Below are 24,581 nucleotides of genomic sequence, written 5' to 3' on the forward strand. Positions count from 1 at the left end.
TGTTTCTATCCATATATAAAAATAACAAACGTAGATTGTAATAAGTTCGTAACAAAATCGTTATAGCCATTACACCTCACTTAGATACTTTTGCAGAAAATAAAAAAACAGGTCTTTCATCATGAAATCAAGCGAAGCAAAAAAGAAGTGTCCTTATGTAGAACGTGACATCAGCTGGATGTATTTTAATCAGCGTATCCTCCTCGAAGCTGCCCGTCCGGAAGTACCCCTTCTGGAACGCCTGACTTTTCTCGGCATCTATTCTAACAATCTGGACGAGTTCTTTCGTGTCCGCGTCGCCACACTGAACCGAATCATAGAATATGCTGATAAGAACATATTAAAAGAGCAGGAAACCGCCACACGCACACTCAAACAGATAAGTAAACTACACAATCGCTTCTACGAACAATTTGAAGATACTTTCGCTTCCATCATGGAAGAACTGAAAAAGGAGAATATCTATGTAATCAAAGAAACGGAGATGAACGATGAACAGAAAACATTCATCACCTCTTTCTACCGAAATAAACTGAACGGCTCTACCAATCCGCTTTTCCTCAATGGAGCCCGACCTTTAGACGACCAGACAGATGAGGATATCTATCTCGCTATCCGTTTGCTTCGCAAAGACGAAACAGGAAAAATAAAGGAAAAAGACTATGCTGTTATCGAATTACCAGCCGGAGAATTCGGACGTTTCATCCAACTACCGGATTCGGACGGGAAAACATATCTGATGTTTCTCGATGATGTGATCCGTTATTGCCTGCCTATGATTTTTGTCGGAATGAAGTACACTGATTACGAAGCTTATACTTTCAAATTCACCAAAGACGCCGAAATGGAGATAGACAGCGATCTGCGAACAGGCGTACTTCAGAAGATTTCAAAAGGAGTAAAAAGCCGCAAGAGAGGAGAACCGATTCGATTTGTTTATGATGAACAGATACCCAAAGATTTGCTGAAAAGATTAGTTGACCGGCTGAATGTAGACAAAAACGATACCCGTGTGGCAGGAGGACGTTATCATAACTTCAAAGATCTGATGAAGTTTCCGGTATGCGGGCGTAATGACCTGAAGTATCCCGTCTGGGAACCGATTTTCAAACCGGAACTAAACGGTAAGGAAAGCCTTCTGACGCTGATCCGACAAAAAGACCGCTCATTACACTATCCGTTTCATAGCTTTGATACTTTCATCCGTGTGCTTCGTGAAGCGGCTATCAGCAAAGAAGTAAAAAGCATCAAAATGACACTTTACCGGTTGGCCAAAGAATCAAAAGTGATAAAAGCACTGATCTGCGCAGCCAAGAACGGGAAAAAAGTAACGGTAGTCATCGAACTGCTGGCGCGTTTCGACGAAGCTTCCAACATCAACTGGAGCAAAAGAATGCAGGATGCAGGTATTCATGTCATATTCGGTGTGGAAGGATTGAAAATCCATTCCAAGCTAGTGCACATCGGTACCCGCCACGGAGATATTGCCTGTGTCAGTACAGGCAACTTTCATGAAGGAAACGCACGTATGTACACTGACTATACAATTATGACTGCCCATCGCCCTATCGTCCGGGAAGTAAATGCAGTATTCGACTTTATTGAAAAACCGTACACTCCTGTCAACTTCAAAGAGTTGCTCGTTTCTCCTAATGACATGCGTAAACGACTGATCGCCCTCATCAACAAAGAAATTAAGAACAAGGAACAAGGAAAAGAAGCCTATATTCTGGCAAAAGTGAACCATATTACCGATCAAGCACTCATTGAAAAATTATATGAAGCCTCGGCTACCGGAGTTCAGATAGAGCTGGTAGTACGCGGTAACTGTTCCCTGGTAACAGGTATCCCAGGTATCAGCGAAAATATACATATCAATGGTATTATCGACCGATATCTGGAACACTCCCGCATTTTCATCTTTGCCAATGACGGAGACGAAAAATACTATATCGGTTCTGCCGACTGGATGCCACGAAACCTGGATAACCGCATTGAAGTACTGGCTCCGGTCTATGATAAGGAGATACAGGCAGACTTAAAGCGAATCGTCTGTTACGGATACCGGGATACAGCGAAAGGACGCATAGTAGACGGTACGGGAGAAAATCGGCTTTGGAAAGGATTCCGTTCCACTCTTTGCAAAGGCTCCACTCCTGCCTTCGTCGAAGCAGACAAGACAAACGTACTTTTCCGCTCACAAGAAGAATTATACAAAGAATACAAGAATACATTATGATTAGTATGAAGAAAGTGAATTATGCAGCCATCGACATCGGCTCCAATGCCGTACGATTACTGATAAAATGCGTAAACGAAGAAAATGCCCCCGAACTAATGAGTAAGGTGCAACTCATTCGCATCCCTTTACGACTGGGAGAAGATGCTTTCACAATGGGTGTGATTTCCGCAGAAAAAGAGAAAAAGCTAATCCGCCTGATGAAAGCTTACAAACAGTTGATGAAGATATATGATGTGGTAGACTACCGTGCCTGCGCTACATCTGCCATGCGCGATGCCCGGAACGGTAAAGACATCGTCCGACAAATAGCTAAGAAAACAGGTATACGTGTAGATATCATCGACGGACAGGAGGAGGCACACATCGTGTACGACAATCACATCGAACAGCTTTTCGCCTCCGGGCAGAACTACCTGTATGTAGATGTCGGCGGCGGTAGTACTGAAATTAATCTGATCAGCAACGGAGAACTGAAGAGCTCCCGCTCATACAATATCGGCACGGTCCGTATGCTCAGCGGCATGGTGAAAGAAGAAGAAAGAGAGGCTTTACATACCGATCTGACAGGGCTTGCCACGGAATATGCACCTATCAGCATCATCGGTTCGGGAGGAAACATCAACAAACTGTTCCGTCTGGCAGACAAAAAAGATAAAAAGGCTTCTTTCCTACCCGTTGAATCGCTACGCGAAATCTACGAAGCATTGCAAACTCTTCCTGCCGAGCAACGTATCAAACAATATAAGCTAAAACCGGACCGGGCAGATGTCATCGTTCCGGCTGCGGAAATATTCCTGGAAGTAGCTACTTATGTAAAAGCGACCGGAATCATTGTACCTACTATCGGACTGTCAGATGGAATTATTGATAGTCTGTATACACAAAATATGGCATCCTTTGACACCTCTTCCACCCATATATAAAGAACTGCCCTGTAAATCCGGACTGGATTACAGGGCAGTTTCTTAAACGTTATAAGGGTATAATCTATCAGAATGGGAAAATCAATGGCAGCACAAATATCATCACAATTCCCATGATAATCTGCAACGGTAATCCCACCTTCACATAATCCATGAAAGTATATTGTCCAGCAGGCATTACCAACGCATTAGGCGGTGTAGAGAACGGAGAAGCAAAACACATACTTGCACCCACCGTCACTGCAAACAGGAAAGGAACCGGACTAACACCAATCTGCATAGCACTTTGCAAAGCAATCGGTGCAAGCAGGACAGCTGTAGCCGTGTTACTGATAAACATAGTCATCAATGAAGTTGTAAAATAAATACCCGCCATCAATGCTACAGGCCCGTAAGCTCCCAACCCACTGACCAAAGTATTGGAGATATATTCCGAAGCACCTGTTTTCTCTAATGCCAGCGACATAGGAAGCATAGCTGCAATCAACACGATACTTTCCCAGTTAATCGTTTTATAAGCAGCCTCTACATTACGGAAACATCCTGTCAGAACCATCAAAATACCTGCTATCATAACGGCTGTTACCGGGGCAATCGGGATAAAGTCAAATACCATCATTGCCACCATCAGCACCATGATAGAGGCGGCAACGGGAGCTTTATAGTCCAAAGTTACTTTCGCCGCTTCTGCCAAAGGCTGTCCTAACACCACCCAATCCGAATCCTCTTTACTAAGACGGGCAATGTTACTCCAGGTTCCCTGCACTAAAAGCACATCACCACTATGAATCCGCTCATTCCCCAAATCCTGCAACAGATATTCCTTCTTACGACGGATACCCAACACATTCACATTAAATTTATCACGGAATCCGGACTCCTTGATGGTCTGGTTGATCAGGCTAGAGGCAGGCATCAATACTATTTCAGCGATACCTATATCATAAAAATCAAGAGAATTGGTAGTACTTTTCGTCTCTTCCGTAGCGTGATCATCCAATATATCGAGCAAGTAATCTTCAGCAAACTGTTGTACTTTATCAAATTCTCCAGACACATACAGAATATCTTCCGCTTCCAACATAGTATCCGGTTCGGCAAGTTTCTGAGTGATCGTCTTCAGAAAACGATGTTGCGAGGCGTCTCCACGACGGACTTCCATAATGTTGAGTCCATATTTACGACGAATATCCAAATCAAGAATAGTCTTTCCCAAAAGAAGCGAATCTTTTATCACTTGCATACGGAACAGATTACTCGAAAGTCCATATTCATTTACCAGTTCTTTTAGTGACTTACCCGAACGGCTATTATCATCTTTCTGCCCTTTTTTAGAAAGAAACCACTTACTAAGAGGCATCAAAACCAGTGTACCGACTGCCACACTCACAAGACCTACGGGCAAGAAGGTAAAGAAAGAAAGCGGTTCGAAACCTGCGGAAGTCAATGTATTTTGTATGACAAGATTCGGTGGTGTACCGATCAGCGTCATCATTCCTCCCATACTACTGGCAAAAGCTAATGGCATCAGCAACCGGCTCGGATTCATTTTGGCACTCATCGCCAGACTAACCACAATAGGAAGCATCAATGCTACCGTACCGGTATTACTGACAAATGCACCAATAGCAGAAGTGACCAGCATAACAAGCAAAAACAAGCGAATTTCGCTGTTTCCTGCAAGTTTAAGAATACGAGAACTAATCATTTTTGCCAGACCTGTCTGAAAAATAGCTCCACCCACCACAAACAGTCCGATCATCATAATGACTACCGAATTGGAGAAACCGGAAAGGGCCTCATCAGGTGTTAATATCTGAAAGATAAGTAAAGCTACTAACGCACATAGTGCCACAAGATCCGAACGTACCTTACCGTTTACAAAAAAGATAGCCGAAAGAACGAGAATGATAATGGTTATCAACATAAGCAAAAAAATAAAATGATTGTTTTATCCTGAATGTATCAAAGATTTGTTTTGGATGAGCAAAATTAAAAAATACTTTGCCGCTATAAAAACAAATTAGAATTGTTTTTAGTTCACAGGAGATCATTTAATATTTTAATACATTCTTACTTTTTACAAAAAGACGTTCAATCAAAATATTTTAAAACCAAACAGGAAATAAAGAGCACCAAAGTTCCACAAACCGGACATACACAGCCCTCCCGACAGACTTTACAAGATTAAACAACAATATATTTTAGAATTTCCCTTTAAGTATTACAGAAAATGCATATATTTACCACAGATTTAGTACAAACATAAATTATGGCAAACAATATCCTATCCATTATTTGGAATACAGACCAGCATTGGAGCTATTATTATTTACTAATAGGCATTTTACTCCTGATTATCTGCTTTTTATTATACAGATTGAAACAACTGAAAAAGAATACAGGAAAAGAAAAGGATTACTACCATTCTTTATTCGATATACTTGATAATCTCCCTTTTCCTATTATGGTAAAAGATATTCAGGATAGCTTTCGATATTACTACTGGAACAAAGAATCCGAACTGCAATCCGGTATCAAGCGGGAAGGAGCAGTGGGATATACTGATTATGAAATCTATGGAGAAGAACGGGGCAGAAGATATCGTGAAGTGGATGAGTCTCTTGTACAGGCAGGAAAGATATATCGGGCAGAAGAAAGTTACAGTACAGCAGACGGAGTAGCACATGATACAATCGCTGTAAAATCAATCATCAAATGGAAAGAAAAGAAAAAATGGCTGTTAGTAGTCCGATGGGATATCACCCGGTTGAAAACCTACGAACGGGAATTGATTGCAGCCAAAGAAGAGTTGGAAAAAGCACTAAACAAACAGAAGTTAGCACTGAAGAGCGTGAATTTCGGACTCATCTATATCGATAAAAACTACCTGGTACAATGGGAAGAGACAACGCAAATTACTAATATGGTGAAAGGAAGGCGTTATATACCGGGACAAATCTGTTATAAAACGAGTGCACTGCGCGATACTCCATGCGGGCAATGTGCCTTTCAGAAAGCGATTGAACAAGGAAAAATCATACGTCACACCATCCGGATTGATCAGGTAGACTTTGAGGTAACAGCTACTCCGGTATACGATCATGAAGGAACAGAAATTATCGGTGGCCTGCTGCGTTTCGAGGATATCACCGAAAAACTGAAAATGGACAAAATGCTTCAGGAAGCCAAAGAACGGGCGGAAGAATCAAATCGCCTGAAATCAGCCTTTCTTGCCAATATGAGTCACGAGATACGTACTCCGTTGAATGCGATTATTGGATTTTCTGACATGATCTGTCAAATGGGTGAAGAGGAAGAGAAACAGGAATACATGAAGATAGTATCCAGTAATAATGAGCTGTTGCTGCAATTGATAGATGACATTCTCGACCTGTCCAAAATCGAAGCCGGCACCATGGAATTTACCTTTGCTCCTACTGATATCAATGAGTTAATGGAAGGTATCTGCAGACAAATGCAAGAGAAAAATACTTCTCCCGATGTAGCAATCACTTTTACGGAGAAAGCAACAGAGTGTATTTTTCATACAGACCGCGTACGTCTTTCACAAGTTATCATCAACTTCACAAACAATGCAATGAAATTCACTTCAGAAGGTTCTATCCAAATGGGATACAGGATTGATGAAACAAAAGATGAAATTTACTTCTATGTAAAAGATACAGGCATTGGAATACCGGCAGATAAAATAGACGAAGTATTTGAACGTTTTGTTAAGTTAAACACATTTGCAAAGGGTACAGGACTTGGGTTAGCTATCTGTCGTGTAATTGTAGAACGGTTAGAAGGTACCATCGGAGCAAATTCCAGGGAAGGAGAAGGTTCATGCTTCTGGTTCAGACTTCCGATGCATCAAAAAGTATAAAGTCTGATACTGCTTATAAGTAAAAAACTGTCCGAAAAGTACGTTTACCTCTATCAAAGTGATAGTAAACAGACCCTTTTCGGACAGCTTTGTTCGTTTATATTAAAAGAAGAAGTGATCAGAGAGCAGTTTCCAATATTTTACGGGCAACAGCACCTGTCACATTCTCATTTTCTCCATACTTTGCACCACGTTCATTAAAACGACGCTCAATTTCCAGAATGGTCTCTTCACCAATATTTTCTTCGTGCAAACGAGTAGTCAATCCTAATGAACGGAAAAATTCTTCAGTACGACGAATCGTTTCCTCAATGCGTTCTTCTTTCGTTCCGGAAGTGATCTTCCATACTCTTTCACCGTACTGCAATAACTTGTCCGCTTTTGCTTCCCGGAGCACACGCAAAGTTGCGGGGAGAACAATCACCAGCGTATGGCCATGCGTCAGCCCATGCAATGCAGTGATTTCATGACCAATCATGTGAGTTGCCCAGTCTTGAGATACCCCCATTGCTATAAATCCGTTCAATGCCATAGTGGCCGAAAGCATAAAATCCGCCATCAGTTGATAATCATGCTGGTTTTCACGAATCTTCGGAGCTATTTCCACCAGAGTTTGCAGAATTCCCTCCGCCCAACGGTCCATCACACGGCTCTGTCCGGCGGCAGTCATATATTGTTCCATTACATGAACGAATGTATCTGCCAATCCGCAGGCTACCTGATGGGGAGGCAAAGTAAAGGTTACTTCCGGATCGAGGATAGAAAACAAAGGGAAATTGGAATAGAAAGGATATTTCTCTTTGGTTTCGTGACGGGAGATAACAGCTCCGTTATTCATTTCCGAACCTGTAGCAGGGAGTGTCAGTACGGTAGAAAGAGGAACGGTTTTGGTTACCGGGCGTCCGGCAAGCACCAGGTCCCAGGCATCACCGTCGTACAGCAAACCTGCGGAAATCAGCTTCGTACCATCAATAACCGAACCGCCACCCACAGCTAATAAATAATCTATTTTCTGCTCCTTACCTAAAGCTATCGCTTTTCGAAGCGTTTCAATGGCAGGATTGGGCTCAATACCCCAGAACTCTACTGTAAAATGATGTTTAAGTGCTTCTTTCACCTGATCATACACACCATTCTTTTTCACGCTGCCTCCACCAAAGGTAATCATGATACGTTTGTCGGATGGTATCTCTTTACTCAGTCGGGCAATCATTCCATGCCCCATAATCAGCTTTACGGGATTCTGAAAGATAAAATTTTCCATATCTGTCTATTGTTGTTATTTGGGTTATTAGTTACTAACCTTACAAATATACATCAATTATCTGAAACCTCCCGGAGATCAGACAATGAATTGCTGTGCTACCGAAGGGACCATAGCAGACAACCACGGTTTCATGTCTTCAGCTACCAATAACCAATACAACAATAGTATAATAAAAATAGCAATAGCTATACCTACTAAAACTTTTCTCTGTTTCATAATTGTTTTTGTTTAAATATTCAATATTTATAAGAACAGATTTGACTGAGAATTGTTCTATATCAGAAAAATGAGGGAGAAAAAGAAAAAAAGTCAGATTTTGTTTGTTGTTTCAAACAAAGTGTCTATATTTGCCCCCGTTAAATAACAATTAAATAACGAAAGACAATGAGAACAATGTTAGTAAATACATATTGGTGGTGGCGCCCGTTACAACTCCGACAGTCGTAAGGGAGCAGCGCTCGTATGTATATACCTCATTAAAGATATAACAGATTTGAAAGAGCCCTGTCGCAACCTGCGACAGGGCTCTTTTTATTTACCCGTTTTGAAAATCGAATAAATAACAATAAATACAAATAGGATTATGAAAAGTTTTTTAGTTGACCAGGATGGCTATTACGGAGAGTTCGGCGGTGCTTATGTACCGGAAATTCTCCACAAATGTGTAGAAGAATTAAAGAACAGGTACCTTGAAGTACTCGAAAGTGAGGAATTTAAAAGAGAATTTGACCAGTTATTGCGTGACTACGTAGGACGTCCTTCCCCACTCTATCTGGCACGCCGGCTTTCAGAGAAGTATGGTTGCAAAATGTATCTGAAACGGGAAGATCTGAATCATACGGGTGCTCATAAGATCAATAACACCATCGGGCAGATTCTGCTGGCACGACGCATGGGTAAGAAACGTATCATCGCCGAAACCGGAGCGGGACAACACGGTGTGGCTACAGCTACCGTATGTGCACTGATGGATATGGAATGTATCGTCTACATGGGTAAAACGGATGTTGAACGCCAACACATCAATGTAGAAAAAATGAAGATGCTGGGAGCTACGGTAATCCCTGTCACTTCCGGAAATATGACGCTGAAAGATGCGACTAACGAAGCGATCCGCGACTGGTGCTGTCATCCTGCCGACACTTATTATATCATCGGTTCTACAGTAGGTCCTCACCCTTATCCTGACATGGTGGCGCGACTGCAATCTGTAATCAGCGAAGAAATCAAAAAACAACTTTTGGAAAAAGAAGGTCGTGATTACCCTGATTATCTGATAGCTTGTGTAGGTGGAGGAAGTAATGCCGCCGGAACTATTTATCATTATATCAACGACGAACGGGTAGGCATCATTCTGGCAGAAGCAGGCGGGAAAGGAATAGAGACCGGAATGACCGCCGCTACGATCCAACTTGGTAAAATGGGAATCATTCACGGAGCACGTACTTACGTTATCCAAAACGAGGACGGACAGATTGAAGAGCCTTACTCTATATCTGCCGGGCTGGATTATCCGGGAATCGGTCCGATACACGCTAATCTTGCCGCTCAAAGACGTGCTACCGTATTGGCGGTCAATGATGACGAAGCAATAGACGCCGCTTATGAACTGACCCAACTTGAAGGAATCATTCCCGCACTGGAATCTGCCCATGCAATCGGTGCACTGAAAAAACTGAAGTTCAAACCGGAAGATGTGGTTGTACTGACCGTATCGGGACGAGGCGACAAGGACATTGAAACTTATTTGTCTTTCAATGAAAAGTGATTATCAACATCTAATTTGTAGTTTGGATTTAGAATTTATAAAAATGAAAACATTCAGTTATACAGCCCATAGCAAACAGGTACTCGGAGATATGCATACTCCGGTCAGTATCTATCTGAAAGTACGTGATATGTATCCGCAATCCGCATTGATGGAAAGCTCCGACTACCATGCTGGAGAAAATTCCCTGTCATTCATCGCTCTATGCCCACTGGCAAGTATAGGCGTCAATAGTGGAATTGTTACGACGAGTTATCCCGACAATAGCCGGAAGGAAGAACCGTTAACCAAATCATTCACCGTAGAAAAAGCGATGAATCAATTCATCAGCCAGTTTCTGGTGACCGGAGAGAACAAAAATGTTTGCGGACTTTACGGATATACCACGTTCAACGCGGTAAAATATTTCGAGCATATTTCGGTAAAAGAAAGTCATGATGAACAGAATGATGCTCCGGATTTGCTATACATATTATATAAGTATATCATTGTTTTCAATCACTTCAAGAATGAATTGACTCTGGTAGAGATGCTGGGTGAAGGAGAAGAAAGCGGTTTGCCGGAACTGGAAGCTGCTATCGAGAACAGGAATTATGCTTCTTACAATTTCTCGGTGACAGGTCCTGTCACCAGTCCGATCTCCGATGAAGAACATAAAGCGAATGTTCGCAAGGGAATTGCACATTGTATGCGTGGGGATGTTTTTCAAATTGTTCTTTCCAGAAGATTCGTCCAACCGTACGCCGGAGATGATTTCAAAGTTTATCGTGCTCTTCGAAGTATCAACCCTTCTCCTTATCTTTTCTATTTCGACTTCGGAGGATATCGTATTTTCGGTTCTTCACCGGAGACACATTGTAAAATTGAAGACGGACGTGCCTATATCGACCCGATCGCCGGAACAACCCGCCGTACCGGAGATACGGTAAAAGACCGCGAACTGACTGAAGCACTCCTTGCAGATCCAAAAGAAAATGCAGAGCACGTGATGCTGGTTGATCTGGCAAGAAATGACCTTTCGCGTAACTGTCACGATGTACGGGTATTGTTTTATAAGGAGCCACAGTATTACAGCCATGTAATTCACTTGGTCAGCCGTGTAAGCGGCCAGTTGAATGAAGGAGCGGATAAGATTAAAACTTTCATCGATACTTTCCCTGCGGGAACATTGAGCGGTGCACCTAAAGTACGTGCCATGCAGTTGATTAGCGAAATCGAACCTCACAATCGAGGTGCTTATGGTGGTTGTATCGGTTTTATCGGACTAAACGGAGAACTAAATCAAGCGATTACCATTCGTACTTTTGTCAGTCGGAATAATGAATTATGGTTTCAAGCCGGAGGAGGCATCGTAGCACGTAGCCAGGATGAATACGAGTTGCAAGAGGTGAACAATAAATTAGGAGCTCTGAAAAAAGCAATCGATTTGGCTGTCAATTTAAAAAACTAATCGTTCAAAGTAGCCCGTCTGAAAAAGTCAGAATAACCATTTGAACAACAATTTTACAATGAAAACAAAATGAAAATATTACTTTTAGATAACTACGATTCTTTCACCTACAACTTGTTGCATGTAGTGAAAGAACTGGGAGCTACAGACATCGAAGTAGCCCGCAACGACCAGATAGACCTTGATGAAGTGGAACGATTTGACAAAATTATTCTCTCGCCGGGTCCGGGGATACCTGAAGAAGCAGGATTGTTATTGCCCGTCATCAAAAGATATGCACCGACAAAGAGTATCTTAGGCGTTTGTCTGGGGCATCAGGCTATCGGCGAGGCTTTTGGCGCACATCTGGAAAACCTGAAAGAAGTATATCATGGTGTACAGACACCGATCAGTATCCTACAGAAAGAGGTACTTTTTGAAGGATTAGGCAAAGAGATACCTGTCGGGCGCTATCATTCCTGGGTAGTCAGCCGGGAAGGTTTTCCTGAATGCCTGGAGATAACGGCAGAAAGCCGGGAAGGACAAATTATGGCACTACGCCATAAGACCTACGATGTACATGGAATCCAGTTCCATCCCGAGTCCGTACTAACGCCACAAGGAAAAGAAATTATCAAAAACTTCTTAAACGAATAAACTTATGAAACAGATCCTATACAAACTTTTCGAGCACCAATATCTGGGACGCGATGAAGCCCGTACTATCTTGCAAAACATCGCACAAGGAAAATACAATGATGTACAGGTGGCATCACTGATCACTGTCTTTCTGATGCGTAATATCTCTGTAGAGGAGTTATGCGGATTTCGTGATGCATTATTGGAAATGCGGGTTCCGGTTGACTTGAGCGAGTTCTCTCCGATAGATATTGTCGGCACGGGAGGTGATGGGAAAAATACGTTCAATATTTCGACAGCCGCCTGCTTTACAGTAGCCGGAGCAGGTATTCCGGTGGTGAAACATGGCAATTATGGAGCAACTTCAGTCAGTGGCGCCAGCAATGTAATGGAACAGCATGGTGTCAAATTCACAAGTGATGTAGACCAGATGCGTCGCAGCATGGAACTATGTAATATCGCCTATCTGCATGCTCCATTGTTTAATCCGGCACTGAAAGCAGTTGCCCCGATTCGTAAAGGACTGGCAGTACGTACCTTCTTTAATATGCTCGGTCCGTTGGTTAACCCGGTATTACCGGCTTATCAGCTCTTAGGTGTATATAATCTTCCGCTTTTGCGCCTTTATACCTATACTTATCAGGAAAGTAAGACTAAATTTGCAGTTGTCCATAGTCTGGACGGATATGATGAAATTTCTCTGACAAACGAGTTCAAGGTAGCAACCTGTGGGAATGAGAAGATCTACACTCCGGAAAGTCTCGGATTTTCCCGTTATCAAGATGCTGATCTGGATGGCGGGCAAACACCGGAAGACGCCGCAAAAATCTTTGATAACATCATGAATAATACGGCTACGGAAGCACAAAAGAACGTAGTTGTTATTAATGCAGCTTTCGCTATTCAGGTAGTTCATCCGGAAAAAACGATTGAAGAGTGCATCGCCCTCGCTAAGGAATCTCTGGAAAGTGGCCGGGCATTGACTACATTAAAGAAATTCATTGAATTGAATAATAAATAATAGGTGATAAGTAATAATTCAAAATAAATGAAAGATATATTATCCGAAATTATAGCTAACAAGCGATTTGAAGTTGATTTGCAGAAGCAAGCTATTTCCATCGAGCAATTGCAGGAAGGTATCCATGAAATTCCGGCTTCCCGCTCCATGAAAAAAGCCTTAGCTTCTTCCGATTCCGGTATCATTGCCGAATTTAAGCGTCGTTCGCCATCTAAAGGGTGGATCAAGCAGGAGGCACGTCCCGAAGAAATTGTTCCATCCTATGTCACTGCAGGTGCTTCTGCCCTCTCTATTCTCACTGATGAAAAATTCTTTGGAGGAAGCCTGAAAGACATCCGCACCGCACGTCCTTTAGTCGACATACCTATTATAAGGAAAGATTTCATCATTGATGAATATCAGCTATATCAAGCTAAAATAGTCGGTGCAGATGCTGTACTCCTTATTGCCGCCGCATTGGAACAAGGGAAATGTCAGGAACTGGCGGGACAGGCACATGAACTGGGACTGGAAGTATTACTGGAAATACATAGCGCGGAAGAATTACCTTATATTAATAGCCAAATAGACATGATAGGAATTAATAATCGCAATCTGGGTACTTTCTACACAGATGTAGAGAACTCTTTCCGGCTGGCAGGACAACTTCCACAAAATACAGTATTGGTATCGGAGAGTGGCATTTCCGATCCGGAAGTGGTAAAACGTCTTCGGACAGCGGGATTCCGGGGATTCCTTGTCGGAGAGACATTTATGAAAACTCCACAACCGGGAAAAACTTTGCAGAATTTCTTAAAAGCCATCCAATAAATTTATTAACCATTAAGAACGGACAGACTTATGATCAACGGAAAAATCATCAAAGTATGCGGTATGCGTGAAGCCCAGAATATACGGGACGTGGAATCACTACAGAAAGTGGATATGATGGGATTTATTTTCTATCCCAAATCTCCCCGTTATCTCTACGAACTTCCTGCCTACTTGCCTACTCATGCCCGCCGTGTCGGAGTTTTTGTGAATGAAGACAAAAAAGTAATCACGATGTACGCCGATCGTTTCGGACTGGAATATATCCAGCTTCACGGCAAAGAATCACCGGAATACTGCCAGTCATTGCGCGCCTCCGGTCTGAAAATCATCAAAGCTTTTTCCGTAGCCCGTCCGAAAGATTTGAATCATGTAAGCGAGTATGAAAAAGCTTGCAATCTCTTCCTGTTTGATACGAAATGTGAGCAGTATGGTGGCTCAGGAAATCAATTCGACTGGAATATCCTGCATACCTACAACGGACAAGTTCCATTCTTATTGAGCGGCGGCATCAATTGTCACAGTGCCAACGCATTGAAAGAATTCAATCATCCCCGACTGGCAGGTTACGACCTGAACAGCCGCTTCGAACGGAAAGCAGGAGAAAAAGACCCGGAACGCATTCGGATGTTTCTAAATGAACTAAAATCATAAATTTAAATTTTCAATAGTCATGAACAGAATTAATCAACTCTTCAATAGCAACAAGAAAGACATTCTTTCTATTTATTTTTGTGCAGGTGATCCTACATTAGATGGAACAGCCAACGTTATCCGTACGCTCGAAAAACATGGAGTCAGTATGATCGAAGTCGGTATTCCATTCAGTGACCCTATGGCAGACGGTATTGTTATCCAAAATGCGGCTACTCAGGCTTTACGTAATGGAATGTCATTAAAGATCCTTTTCGAACAATTACGCAACATTCGTCAGGATGTAAACATTCCATTGGTATTTATGGGGTATTTAAACCCGATCATGCAGTTCGGATTTGAAAACTTCTGCCATCAATGTGTAGAATGTGGAATAGATGGTGTTATCATCCCCGATTTGCCCTTTAGGGATTATCAAGACCACTACCGCATCATTGCCGAGCGTTATGGAATCAAAGTAATCATGCTCATTACCCCGGAAACCAGTGAAGAGCGGGTAAGGGAGATTGATGCACATACAGATGGATTCATCTATATGGTTTCATCTGCAGCAACTACGGGCGCACAACAAGACTTCAACGAACAGAAGCGTGCCTATTTTAAGAAGATTGAAGATATGAATTTGCGCAACCCGTTAATGGTAGGGTTCGGCATCTCTAACAAAGCAACTTTCCAAGCGGCTTGCGAACATGCTTCCGGAGCTATTATAGGCAGCCGCTTTGTCACTCTGCTTGAAGAAGAAAAAGATCCGGAAAAAGCCATTCTAAAACTGAAAGAAGCACTCAGATAACCATAGGAAACAGCTTAACAGCAAGTAGCTAAAATAATCGGATAACATCATTTTGCTTTGCATTACGATTTTACCCGATTATCTTAGTTACCTTACTACTTTTTATGACTCACCTCATTTTTTCTTTTAATCCATCGCAGCTTTTCGCATAAATATTCATATTTATAACATTTCACAGCAAACTACGAACAAATTCATCTTTTACTATTCATAATTCACAATTAATCTATATCTTTGTCAGCGTTTTAACAGAAATTTATCAATTATGAGTATAGAGACCCCTTCCGTTTTGTTAATTTACACAGGTGGAACTATCGGAATGATAGAAAATTCGGAGACAGGTGCCTTAGAAAACTTTAATTTCGACCACTTGCTCAAACACGTGCCTGAACTGAAAAGATTCAACTATCGCATTTCTTCCTATCAATTCGATCCCCCTCTCGACTCTTCTGATATGGAACCTGCTTATTGGGCGAAACTTGTAAAAATAATCAACTATAATTACGACTACTTCGACGGCTTTGTAATTCTACATGGAACAGATACAATGGCCTATACAGCTTCTGCACTGAGTTTCATGCTCGAAAATCTGAATAAACCTGTTATTCTTACCGGTTCTCAGTTGCCTATCGGAACACTGCGTACAGACGGAAAAGAAAATCTGATTACAGCAATCGAAATTGCCGCTGCCAAGAATCCGGACGGTACGGCTATTGTCCCCGAAGTATGCATTTTCTTCGAAAACCATCTGATGCGCGGCAATCGTACTACAAAAATTAATGCCGAGAACTTTAATGCCTTCCGGTCTTTCAATTATCCGCCATTGGCACGTGTGGGCATTCACATTAAATACGAACCTAATCTTATTCGCAAACCCGACCCTGACAAACCGTTAAAGCCACATTATCTATTTGATACGAATGTAGTCATACTAACTCTCTTTCCCGGCATTCAGGAGGAAATCATTCATTCACTTCTCCATGTTCCAGGATTAAAAGCTGTTGTTATGAAAACTTTCGGATCAGGAAATGCACCACAAAAAGAATGGTTCATCCGGGAATTAAAAGAGGCTACTGATCGTGGAATTATTATTGTAAACATCACGCAATGCGCTTCCGGAGCAGTAGAAATGGGGCGTTATGAAACAGGAATGCATCTGTTAGAAGCAGGCGTCATCAGCGGATATGACAGCACTCCAGAATGTGCTGTAACCAAACTAATGTTTTTGCTAGGACACGGACTGCCTAATAAAGAGATACGATACAAAATGAACTCTTGTTTAATAGGAGAAATAACCAAACCTTAGAGAAATAACCATCATAGTAATCCCCTGATTGTTACTATCTAATGTTTCGACAAAAGAAAAACAAGACAAACATCTTTTCACTTTTCGAAAAAAGTGAACCAAAACGGAAATATAGTTGTTTTCCACACAATAAATATCAAAAAATACATCTTTAATTCAAAATATACAACTATCTTTGCAACAAACAAAAGAACAATCAAACAATAGACATTATGATGAAAAAAACAATTCTGCTTACGCCGGTTATTGCGATAGCAATAGTAAGTATGTTATTCAGTTGTGTAGATTCTGAAAAGGATTTATATGATCCGTCTTATCAGACATCCAATCCAATGGGGGATGGTTTTGCTGCACCGGATGGATTTAATTGGGCAACAACCTCCAATGTAAAAGTCAATGTAGAAGTTAATGCTCAGACTGATGATGAATTTTATTATGTAGTTGAGATATATGATACAAATCCTATTATTTCGCCAAATGCACACCTTCTAGATAAAGGTGTAGCCAAAGGAAATGAACCATATACATCAGAAATTTCAATCGAAAGTACAATCAAAACTATTTTTGTAAAAGAAATCACTCCAACGGGACTTGCTACTATCAGAACAGCAGAGATTACAGATGGAATTGCCAACTGCAATTTCAAAACAACTACACCTTCTGTGCGGAGTCTTGCTGCTACGACTCGCGGTTTTACCACAATAACAGACCCCAATCCCGATGATACGTCTTTATTTCCTTTAGAATGTCCTAGTAACATTGAAAATTTTAACGCTGAAAAATGCGTAGAAGGCAACAGCTATAAAGTTACTTCTTCCACGAAGAGAATCAGTTTATGGATAAAAAATATAAAATTATATATAACTGAAGATATTGAACTATCTGAGCAGATTTATCTTACTGAAGGCTCTTGTTTATATATTCTCCCTGGGAAAAAAGTTTCCATGCCTCAGGCCCAAAATAACGGACAAGCCAATTGTATGATTACGATTGGTACTGGAGCAACTTTGACAGTAACTAAAACAATACAATTAGACAATAATTATAAACTTTACAATTTAGGAACAATTACTGCCGAAAAATTAATCTGCACCAACTCTTCTACCTTCTTCAATGCTGGTACTGCCAACATTGAAGACAGATTAAGTGGAGAAAATGGTCAAAGCACGATATCCAATTCTGGAAACTTAAAAGCGGAGGAAATATATGCTCAAGGAAATAGTCACATAATTAACACGGGTACTATAGAAGCAGAGGAAACAGTAATCAACAGTACCGGAGCTTCTTGGGTTAATGAAGGATCATGGACCACAGAAGATATGAAAATATCTGCATGGAATGACTATTGTTATAATAAATGTAAACTGATAGTAACTGATGAATTTGAAATGACAGAAGGTCATTTAATAGTTGATGGTGGCGGCTTTGTCCAATGCAAAGAGCTATACATGAACAATGCAAAAATAGAATTAGGAGCTAAAGCACTGTTTGAAATTACAGAAAAAGCTAAATACGGATACCAAGACAAAGACAAAGGATTTAAAGGGACAGGAGCTGAAAAAGCACTCCTGATCATTAAGAAAGCTGTCGCTAAAACATTAAGCCCAAATCTTATCCATTATTCAGGTAACCTCCAGATAGTTTGTTCTGATCATGTAATTGAAAAGATAGATGACTGGAATATATGTTGGACAATGACAGGTGGAGCAGAATGGGGAGAAGAAGGTAAAAACACTGTTTCAATACCTGAGTCCGAATGTAGTAACGGATATAATGGAGGGACTCCTACTCCACCTGTAAATCCGGAATTCCCCATTGAAGTGGAAGATAATCAGAATTACACCTACCTTTTTGAAGATCAATGGCCATTATATGGAGATTATGACATGAATGACATCGTCTTGACCATTCAGAAAAGGCAAATATTCACTAATAAAAAAAATAAGGTAACAAAGTTCGAATTGAGTATTGACCTATCCGCAGCCGGAGCAACAAAAAGCATCGGAGCAGCTATCATGCTGGACAATGTGCCTGCCACAGCAATTACTCAATCAGTAGAATTCAACGACAAGACTCTTGTCAGAAACTTCAATCTGAATAATAACAATATTGAAAATGGTCAGGATTATGCTGTAATACCTTTGTTTGATGACGCCCATAAAGTATTGGGAAGAGATCGATATGAACAGATTAATACGTTTTCAGATTACGCTGGTAATACCAAACCTAAAAATATCAGTTTCTCTATTGTATTCAATAATCCGACAATATCAGCAGAGGCTTTCAATATCAATAAACTGAATGTCTTTATTATTGTGGATGGCAATAGAAACCAACGAAAGGAAATACATGTTGCAGGATATCAACCAACAAAGCTGGCAAATACAGATCTGTTTGGCGGAAACAACGACAACAGTCATTCGGGCAGTAAGAAATACTACATAAGTAAAGAGAATCTAGCATGGGGCATTATGGTTCCTTCTAATTTCAAATGGCCTTTAGAGTATGTAAATATCAAGACTGCCTATTCACAATTCGGTGACTGGGTTACGAGCGGTGGCACAGAAAATGAAAAATGGTGGAATGATTTTGATGTAAATAAAGTATTCCAAACAAATAAAAACTAACCTCCCTTATCAGCACGGGTTTCATAAAAATCATGAAATCCGTGTTTTTTCCTCACTAAACGCATCTGATATGTCCTATTAATAAATAAAAATAATAGTTTCTATGAATTTTACTTCTGCTAATTGAAAGTTTATTCTAAAATTATATATATATTTGCACGAAGTGAAACAAATACAAGAGATTCAATTTAATCTATATAAATCAAGTAACAAAGCAGGCAATAGAAAGGTTCTATTTGTATGAAAAAAAAAATACTATTAGTTGATGATAAAGCGACTATTGGAAAAGTTGCAAGTATATATTTAGGTAAAGATTACGATGTTATGTACTTGGAAAATCCTATTAAAGCAATAGATTGGCTTAATGAAGGTAATGTACCCGATCTCATTATTTCCGATATCCGTATGCCGTTAATGAGAGGAGATGAATTCCTCAGATATATGAAAGCCAATGAGTTATTCAAGTCAATTCCTATCGTTATGCTATCCAGCGAAGAAAGTACTACGGAAAGAATTAAATTACTGGAAGAAGGAGCAGAGGACTATATCCTGAAGCCATTCAATCCTTTGGAACTAAAAATCCGAATCAAAAAGATTATCGACTAATACAGCCTTTAAATGCAATATTTTGTTTACATAGGTAGACACAACAAAACGATAGAACTGTTTTCGAAGTTAAGTACCGGAGTATTCTATGCAGCACCAAACTGCCATAAAGCAACTAAAGTGTTAGACAAGATACGAGAAAAATACGATGCAGCTTTATTTATTGAGCAGATCGAACTATCAAAAGATATCGCGGATATCCGTTCTCTGCGCAAAAGATATCCGGGACTTTATATGGTACTGGTTATAGATAGCATCACTAAGGAAGAAGCTACAGAATACCTGAAAGCGGGGGTTAACAACACTATTAAGTACGAAACCAACAGTCAAGTACTAAAAGATTTATCAACTTTCCTCACACGTAGAAAAGAGCAAAAAATAGAGGCTCTACAACTCAAAACACAAAATCTGAATGCTTTTTGTCTGCCCACATGGAAAAGAATCTTTGATATAATCTTTTCCGGAATAGCATTACTTTTTCTCTCTCCTCTTTTAATAGCCACAGCTATAGCTATTCGCATGGAGAGTAAAGGACCGATTATCTACAAATCCAAACGTGTAGGAAGCAACTACCTGATATTCGATTTTCTCAAATTTCGTTCGATGTATACCGACGCCGATAAACATCTGAAGGATTTTAATGCTCTCAACCAGTATCAGCAGGAAGAACAGGAAGAAGATGATATCTGGGGAGAAGAATCCGGCATATCTGAAGAAGCAGATGAAGAAGAAATCCTCCTGATATCCGATGATTTCGTTATTTCGGAAGAAGACTATATTCACAAAAAATCGAAAGAGAAGAACAACGCTTTTGTAAAATTGGAAAATGACCCAAGAATAACAAAGGTAGGGCGTTTCATACGTAAATACAGCATTGATGAACTACCACAGCTTATCAATATCCTCAAAGGAGATATGTCTATAGTAGGTAATCGCCCTCTCCCACTTTACGAAGCAGAGTTACTGACCAGCGATGAACATATCGACCGGTTCATGGGACCCGCCGGACTTACCGGACTATGGCAGGTTGAAAAAAGAGGTGAAGCAGGCAAACTCTCTGCGGAAGAACGCAAGCAACTGGATATCCAATATGCAAAAACATTCTCCTTCGGACTGGACATAAAAATCATTCTGAAAACAGTTACTGCATTTGTTCAAAAAGAGAACGTATAACTCATTCACTACAGAATGGATAACTTTATCTACATAACAGATGATTTTTTATTTTTTTGTATAGGACTTTTGCTCCTATATCTTTTCATATTGGTTGTTGCTTCACATTTCAAACGAACAAATTACCCTAAAGCTCAAAAACAATATCATTGCGCTATATTGGTTCCAGCCGGAAGTCTTCTTCCTTCAATGTATCAAGAAGCATATGAGTTCATCACATACAAAGACTTGTTGGAAGCAATTCATTCATTGGATAAAGAACGATATAAGTTAGTTATTCTTCTTTCTGACAAGAGCAGTTCTTTATCATCCCATTTTCTAGAAAAGATTTATAATGCCTACGATGCCGGAATACAAGCCATACAACTACATACAGTTGTCAATGAACATAAAGGAATTCGAAAACATTTTCATGTCCTATCCGAAGAAATAAACAATAGTCTCTTCAGATCAGGAAATACTCAGATCGGCTTTTCTTCAAACCTCTTCGGAACCAATATGGCTTTTGACCTGGAATGGCTACAAAAGAATCAAAAAACTGCCAGAACAAATCTCGAACGAAAGTTATTCAAACAGAATATATATATTGAATACCTACCTGACGTAATTGTATACTGTGATTCAGCTCCTGTTTATCCTTATCGCAGACGCATACGAAAGACTCTCTCTTATCTATTGCCATCTCTATTAGAGGGAAACTGGAATTTCTGTAACCGCATAGCCCAACAACTGATCCCTTCTCCGATAAAATTGTGTACCTTTGTCAGCATCTGGACTTTATTGATAACAGGATACAGCTGGACTTCGTCGCTCAAATGGTGGATATTGCTCTTAGGATCGGCAATAACATACAGCCTGGCAATACCGGATTATTTAGTAGAAGATAAAAAAAAGCAAAAACATTCAATATGGAGAAAAAGACACTAAAACAGCGAATCAAACAGAATCCAGCATTAAAAAAAGCTGTACACCGTTTTATTATGCATCCTGTAAAAACACGTCCCAACTGGTGGATACGACTCTTCTATTTTGTATATCTGAAACGTGGAAAAGGTTCCGTTATTTATCGCAGTGTCCGCAAAGACCTTCCTCCTTTCAATCAGTTCTCGTTAGGATGTTATTCAGTAGTAGAGGATTTCTGCTGCCTTAATAATGCGGTGGGAGACTTATTTATTGGAGATTATACCCGTATCGGACTGGGAAATACCCTAATCGGTCCGGTTCGCATAGGAAACCATGTGAATCTTGCCCAGAATATAACAGTCACAGGACTTAATCACAATTATCAAGATGCGGAGAAATTAATCGATGAACAGGGAGTAAGTACCCAACCCGTTACTATTGAAGATGATGTGTGGATAGGAGCAAATTCTGTCATACTACCGGGAGTAATTCTAGGAAAACACAGTGTAGTAGCTGCCGGAAGCGTTGTCAGCCGCTCCATCCCGGCATACTCTATCTGTGCCGGATGCCCTGCAAAAGTGATCAAATCCTATGATTTCGCAACCAAAGAGTGGAAAAAAGTAAAATGATACCTACCTCTAATTATTAATAGTGAGAACAACTACGCAATATACCTCATAAAGGGGATTGTGACAGATACTGAAACACACTATCTTTGCAGTATCAGAATTGAATTAATTAGTCATAATTTTATTACGTAGCCACATTTAAGTAAAAAATGAAATAGAGTCCCGCCGAAGCGATTTCGTCGGGATTTTGTTTTTATATCGATTCTTTAGGATCAATCCGAAACCCCGGTTGTTTTCAGTTTGTTTCTTTTCCGGTGCCCCGCATTTATAAACAAAAAAACGAGTCAATTCCTAAAAGGGAACCACTCGCCACAGCATCAGAAAAGCCAGGAAGGCTTTTCTTTTATTACCTCAATTCCTGAAAACCAATCTTCTTTTTACCTTTTAAACTTCTTACCTATTGTTATCCTTTTTACCTTTTACCAAAAAATGTCCTATTGAACACTAAAAAATTTAATACCTTTATTATTTAAATCTAATACCTTAATAATCTTTTCTTTTACCTTTTAAACTAATAGCAATTTCTCAACTGCTCTGCAAAGGTACGAAAAGTTTCCGTGTTCGCAAACGGTTTCAGATTTTATAACATAATTTGAAGGTTATAAATCCTTCACTTCATTAAGTGTAACAAGCTTATTTACAATGGCATAAATAGTCAATCCAGCCGCACTATGTATCTGTAGCTTTTTGCTGATATTTCTACGGTGAGTAATAACAGTATGGATAGATAAAAACAGATTTTCCGCAATCTCCTTATTTGTCATGCCTTTCACCACACAAATCACGATCTCTTTCTCTCGTTGACTAAGCGCTTCCTGACTGTCAACCTCCTCTTCTTCCGAAACCAGATTCAGCAGTCCATGAATCTTTTTAGAAAGAATATCCAAGTCATCGAAGATGGAAATAGACTCATCGTATTTACTCAGCAAAGAGGCATCTACGAAAGAACTAACCAAGGCAATCAAACGTATTTTCTTGCCAGCAGTTTCTTCCCGGAACCGACTCACATCAAAGTAATCACCAAAAGCAGGATTTACAATCAACATTTCCGGGTACTGCGTACGCAGACAATCATTCAGAGCTTCAACTGAAAGTAATTCAATAGGCTGCACCTTCACATTAGGAAGGCGCTTCAAGGCAGCGGTCAGCCCCCCTCGAATAATTACTGAGGTTTCGGCAATCGCTATTCGAACGGCTTCGTTATTTTTCATTTTCCCTAATCCTCCTTTCCAGCTTCAGAATGGCAGGAACAAAAATATAATCTTCAACTTTACAATGAGATTCCAAACCGGCCTCACAAGCATATATATCGAAAAGAGCCGCGTTCAGCAGATTCTCATTAGCTTTGGCTGGACAATATTTAATGATGATATTCTTCAGTTCTGTCAGCTTCTCTCCCACTTGGTCATGATGTTTGGAGAATGTGCTGATCTGATAATTTCTGGGAGCATTGCCATTTATCAGCGCATCCACATACTTAAATACCGTTTTCTCTTCGTAGTCCATATGCTTACGCACTTCCCGTGTATATTCATCGAAGAATTTGAGGATCAGAAAAGCGACGTCATCCTGTGAGCAGTCAATTGCTTCAATCAATTTACGACGAATCGCAGGGAGAGAAAAGTCCAGGAAATAAATATGGGCTTGCCGCAGATAATCAATCAGCGCAGGAATAGAAATATCCTCACTGCTTCCATCCATTCGGGAGAAACCTTCAGACATAAAATTGACTACAATCAGGAAAGTCCGGCAATCTACTCCATTGAGCTCACAGACTTCTTTCACTGTCTTGTCACCAAATCCCAACGAAAGACCGAAACGGCTCATCACTTGTAACAAGGAATAGTTATCACTGATGAGATCGATCATCTTATCAGTTGGTTTGTATTTTTGCAAATTATCCAT

The 24,581-nt window shown here is 40.4% G+C and carries 21 protein-coding genes; 16 read left to right on the forward strand and 5 right to left on the reverse strand.

All coding sequences use genetic code 11. The annotated features are described in order from the left end of the window. Positions 1–121 precede the first annotated feature (121 nt). Entirely contained in the window at positions 122–2,239 is a 2,118-nt protein-coding gene (locus HMPREF2794_RS22115) for an RNA degradosome polyphosphate kinase (protein ID WP_010538427.1), read from the forward strand. Then, positions 2,236–3,165 carry a Ppx/GppA phosphatase family protein gene (locus tag HMPREF2794_RS22120; RefSeq protein WP_010538428.1) on the forward strand — a complete coding sequence of 310 codons (930 nt, stop codon included), beginning with the start codon at positions 2,236–2,238 and terminating at the stop codon, positions 3,163–3,165. Before HMPREF2794_RS22115 ends, HMPREF2794_RS22120 begins: the two co-directional genes overlap by 4 nt. 67 nt (positions 3,166–3,232) lie before the next feature. Here HMPREF2794_RS22120 and HMPREF2794_RS22125 read toward each other — a convergent pair whose 3' ends face one another. Further along, positions 3,233–5,092, reverse strand: coding sequence for an SLC13 family permease (locus tag HMPREF2794_RS22125; RefSeq protein WP_022301895.1), 1,860 nt, complete (start codon positions 5,090–5,092; stop codon positions 3,233–3,235). 345 nt (positions 5,093–5,437) lie between these two features. Here HMPREF2794_RS22125 and HMPREF2794_RS22130 point away from each other — a divergent pair, with 345 nt between their 5' ends. After that, a complete protein-coding gene (locus tag HMPREF2794_RS22130; RefSeq protein ID WP_022301896.1) occupies positions 5,438–7,054 on the forward strand; it encodes a PAS domain-containing sensor histidine kinase in 1,617 nt (538 codons plus the stop codon). 118 nt (positions 7,055–7,172) lie between these two features. Here the strand turns inward: HMPREF2794_RS22130 and HMPREF2794_RS22135 are convergent, their stop codons facing one another. Both HMPREF2794_RS22135 and HMPREF2794_RS29105 read right to left on the reverse strand, forming a co-directional pair. Further along, the gene (locus tag HMPREF2794_RS22135) at positions 7,173–8,318 is read right to left on the reverse strand and encodes an iron-containing alcohol dehydrogenase (protein ID WP_010538431.1); all 1,146 of its coding nucleotides are present in this window, start codon (positions 8,316–8,318) and stop codon (positions 7,173–7,175) included. A 78-nt stretch (positions 8,319–8,396) separates the two neighbouring features. Continuing rightward, positions 8,397–8,537, reverse strand: coding sequence for a hypothetical protein (locus HMPREF2794_RS29105; RefSeq protein WP_022301897.1), 141 nt, complete (start codon positions 8,535–8,537; stop codon positions 8,397–8,399). A gap of 367 nt (positions 8,538–8,904) precedes the next feature. Here HMPREF2794_RS29105 and trpB point away from each other — a divergent pair, with 367 nt between their 5' ends. The 13 genes from trpB (at position 8,905) to HMPREF2794_RS22200 (ending at position 22,676) form a co-directional block, all read left to right on the forward strand. After that, on the forward strand, positions 8,905–10,089 hold the full coding sequence (trpB, locus tag HMPREF2794_RS22140) for a tryptophan synthase subunit beta (protein WP_010538432.1): 1,185 nt from the start codon (positions 8,905–8,907) through the stop codon (positions 10,087–10,089). A 43-nt stretch (positions 10,090–10,132) separates the two neighbouring features. Continuing rightward, positions 10,133–11,539 (forward strand): anthranilate synthase component I family protein, encoded by a 1,407-nt coding sequence (locus HMPREF2794_RS22145; RefSeq protein WP_022300754.1) that lies wholly within the window; start codon positions 10,133–10,135, stop codon positions 11,537–11,539. 69 nt (positions 11,540–11,608) lie between these two features. Next, positions 11,609–12,175, forward strand: a complete 567-nt coding sequence (locus HMPREF2794_RS22150; protein ID WP_022300755.1) for an anthranilate synthase component II — start codon at positions 11,609–11,611, stop codon at positions 12,173–12,175. Positions 12,176–12,179: 4 nt separating this feature from the next. Next, complete coding sequence (gene trpD, locus HMPREF2794_RS22155; RefSeq protein ID WP_022300756.1) at positions 12,180–13,178, forward strand: anthranilate phosphoribosyltransferase; 999 nt, start codon at positions 12,180–12,182, stop codon at positions 13,176–13,178. Between the two features lie 27 nt (positions 13,179–13,205). After that, on the forward strand, positions 13,206–13,988 hold the full coding sequence (gene trpC / locus HMPREF2794_RS22160) for an indole-3-glycerol phosphate synthase TrpC (RefSeq protein ID WP_022300757.1): 783 nt from the start codon (positions 13,206–13,208) through the stop codon (positions 13,986–13,988). Positions 13,989–14,018: 30 nt separating this feature from the next. Next, positions 14,019–14,642, forward strand: coding sequence for a phosphoribosylanthranilate isomerase (locus tag HMPREF2794_RS22165; protein ID WP_010538437.1), 624 nt, complete (start codon positions 14,019–14,021; stop codon positions 14,640–14,642). A gap of 19 nt (positions 14,643–14,661) precedes the next feature. Beyond that, complete coding sequence (gene trpA, locus HMPREF2794_RS22170) at positions 14,662–15,432, forward strand: tryptophan synthase subunit alpha (protein WP_010538438.1); 771 nt, start codon at positions 14,662–14,664, stop codon at positions 15,430–15,432. A 265-nt stretch (positions 15,433–15,697) separates the two neighbouring features. Beyond that, the gene (locus HMPREF2794_RS22175; protein ID WP_010538439.1) at positions 15,698–16,738 is read left to right on the forward strand and encodes an asparaginase; all 1,041 of its coding nucleotides are present in this window, start codon (positions 15,698–15,700) and stop codon (positions 16,736–16,738) included. A gap of 212 nt (positions 16,739–16,950) precedes the next feature. After that, complete coding sequence (locus HMPREF2794_RS22180) at positions 16,951–19,365, forward strand: LruC domain-containing protein (protein WP_010538440.1); 2,415 nt, start codon at positions 16,951–16,953, stop codon at positions 19,363–19,365. A gap of 240 nt (positions 19,366–19,605) precedes the next feature. After that, positions 19,606–19,971: a response regulator gene (locus HMPREF2794_RS22185; RefSeq protein ID WP_008763087.1), complete on the forward strand. Its 366-nt coding sequence runs from the start codon at positions 19,606–19,608 to the stop codon at positions 19,969–19,971. Positions 19,972–19,983: 12 nt separating this feature from the next. Next, positions 19,984–21,144 carry a sugar transferase gene (locus HMPREF2794_RS22190; RefSeq protein WP_070752728.1) on the forward strand — a complete coding sequence of 387 codons (1,161 nt, stop codon included), beginning with the start codon at positions 19,984–19,986 and terminating at the stop codon, positions 21,142–21,144. Between the two features lie 189 nt (positions 21,145–21,333). Continuing rightward, positions 21,334–22,071, forward strand: a complete 738-nt coding sequence (locus HMPREF2794_RS22195) for a glycosyltransferase family 2 protein (RefSeq protein ID WP_371441465.1) — start codon at positions 21,334–21,336, stop codon at positions 22,069–22,071. After that, positions 22,053–22,676: an acyltransferase gene (locus HMPREF2794_RS22200; RefSeq protein ID WP_010538443.1), complete on the forward strand. Its 624-nt coding sequence runs from the start codon at positions 22,053–22,055 to the stop codon at positions 22,674–22,676. The genes HMPREF2794_RS22195 and HMPREF2794_RS22200 overlap by 19 nt, the downstream gene beginning before the upstream one ends. Before the next feature lie 599 nt (positions 22,677–23,275). Here the strand turns inward: HMPREF2794_RS22200 and HMPREF2794_RS22205 are convergent. Then, positions 23,276–23,887 carry a response regulator transcription factor gene (locus HMPREF2794_RS22205; RefSeq protein WP_055269694.1) on the reverse strand — a complete coding sequence of 204 codons (612 nt, stop codon included), beginning with the start codon at positions 23,885–23,887 and terminating at the stop codon, positions 23,276–23,278. After that, the gene (locus tag HMPREF2794_RS22210) at positions 23,877–24,581 is read right to left on the reverse strand and encodes a hemerythrin domain-containing protein (protein WP_008763082.1); all 705 of its coding nucleotides are present in this window, start codon (positions 24,579–24,581) and stop codon (positions 23,877–23,879) included. Before HMPREF2794_RS22210 ends, HMPREF2794_RS22205 begins: the two co-directional genes overlap by 11 nt.

It is taken from the genome of Bacteroides sp. HMSC067B03 (genome assembly GCF_001811315.1).
GTDB lineage: Bacteria > Bacteroidota > Bacteroidia > Bacteroidales > Bacteroidaceae > Bacteroides > Bacteroides faecis.

Coding starts and splice junctions, on each gene's coding strand:
- HMPREF2794_RS22115 (WP_010538427.1), top strand. CDS start 122: ATGAAATCAAGCGAAGCAAAAAAGAAGTGTCCTTATGTAGAACGTGAC.
- HMPREF2794_RS22120 (WP_010538428.1), top strand. CDS start 2,236: ATGATTAGTATGAAGAAAGTGAATTATGCAGCCATCGACATCGGCTCC.
- HMPREF2794_RS22125 (WP_022301895.1), bottom strand. CDS start 5,092: ATGTTGATAACCATTATCATTCTCGTTCTTTCGGCTATCTTTTTTGTA.
- HMPREF2794_RS22130 (WP_022301896.1), top strand. CDS start 5,438: ATGGCAAACAATATCCTATCCATTATTTGGAATACAGACCAGCATTGG.
- HMPREF2794_RS22135 (WP_010538431.1), bottom strand. CDS start 8,318: ATGGAAAATTTTATCTTTCAGAATCCCGTAAAGCTGATTATGGGGCAT.
- HMPREF2794_RS29105 (WP_022301897.1), bottom strand. CDS start 8,537: ATGAAACAGAGAAAAGTTTTAGTAGGTATAGCTATTGCTATTTTTATT.
- trpB (WP_010538432.1), top strand. CDS start 8,905: ATGAAAAGTTTTTTAGTTGACCAGGATGGCTATTACGGAGAGTTCGGC.
- HMPREF2794_RS22145 (WP_022300754.1), top strand. CDS start 10,133: ATGAAAACATTCAGTTATACAGCCCATAGCAAACAGGTACTCGGAGAT.
- HMPREF2794_RS22150 (WP_022300755.1), top strand. CDS start 11,609: ATGAAAATATTACTTTTAGATAACTACGATTCTTTCACCTACAACTTG.
- trpD (WP_022300756.1), top strand. CDS start 12,180: ATGAAACAGATCCTATACAAACTTTTCGAGCACCAATATCTGGGACGC.
- trpC (WP_022300757.1), top strand. CDS start 13,206: ATGAAAGATATATTATCCGAAATTATAGCTAACAAGCGATTTGAAGTT.
- HMPREF2794_RS22165 (WP_010538437.1), top strand. CDS start 14,019: ATGATCAACGGAAAAATCATCAAAGTATGCGGTATGCGTGAAGCCCAG.
- trpA (WP_010538438.1), top strand. CDS start 14,662: ATGAACAGAATTAATCAACTCTTCAATAGCAACAAGAAAGACATTCTT.
- HMPREF2794_RS22175 (WP_010538439.1), top strand. CDS start 15,698: ATGAGTATAGAGACCCCTTCCGTTTTGTTAATTTACACAGGTGGAACT.
- HMPREF2794_RS22180 (WP_010538440.1), top strand. CDS start 16,951: ATGATGAAAAAAACAATTCTGCTTACGCCGGTTATTGCGATAGCAATA.
- HMPREF2794_RS22185 (WP_008763087.1), top strand. CDS start 19,606: ATGAAAAAAAAAATACTATTAGTTGATGATAAAGCGACTATTGGAAAA.
- HMPREF2794_RS22190 (WP_070752728.1), top strand. CDS start 19,984: ATGCAATATTTTGTTTACATAGGTAGACACAACAAAACGATAGAACTG.
- HMPREF2794_RS22195 (WP_371441465.1), top strand. CDS start 21,334: ATGTATCAAGAAGCATATGAGTTCATCACATACAAAGACTTGTTGGAA.
- HMPREF2794_RS22200 (WP_010538443.1), top strand. CDS start 22,053: ATGGAGAAAAAGACACTAAAACAGCGAATCAAACAGAATCCAGCATTA.
- HMPREF2794_RS22205 (WP_055269694.1), bottom strand. CDS start 23,887: ATGAAAAATAACGAAGCCGTTCGAATAGCGATTGCCGAAACCTCAGTA.
- HMPREF2794_RS22210 (WP_008763082.1), bottom strand. CDS start 24,581: ATGGATAATTTGCAAAAATACAAACCAACTGATAAGATGATCGATCTC.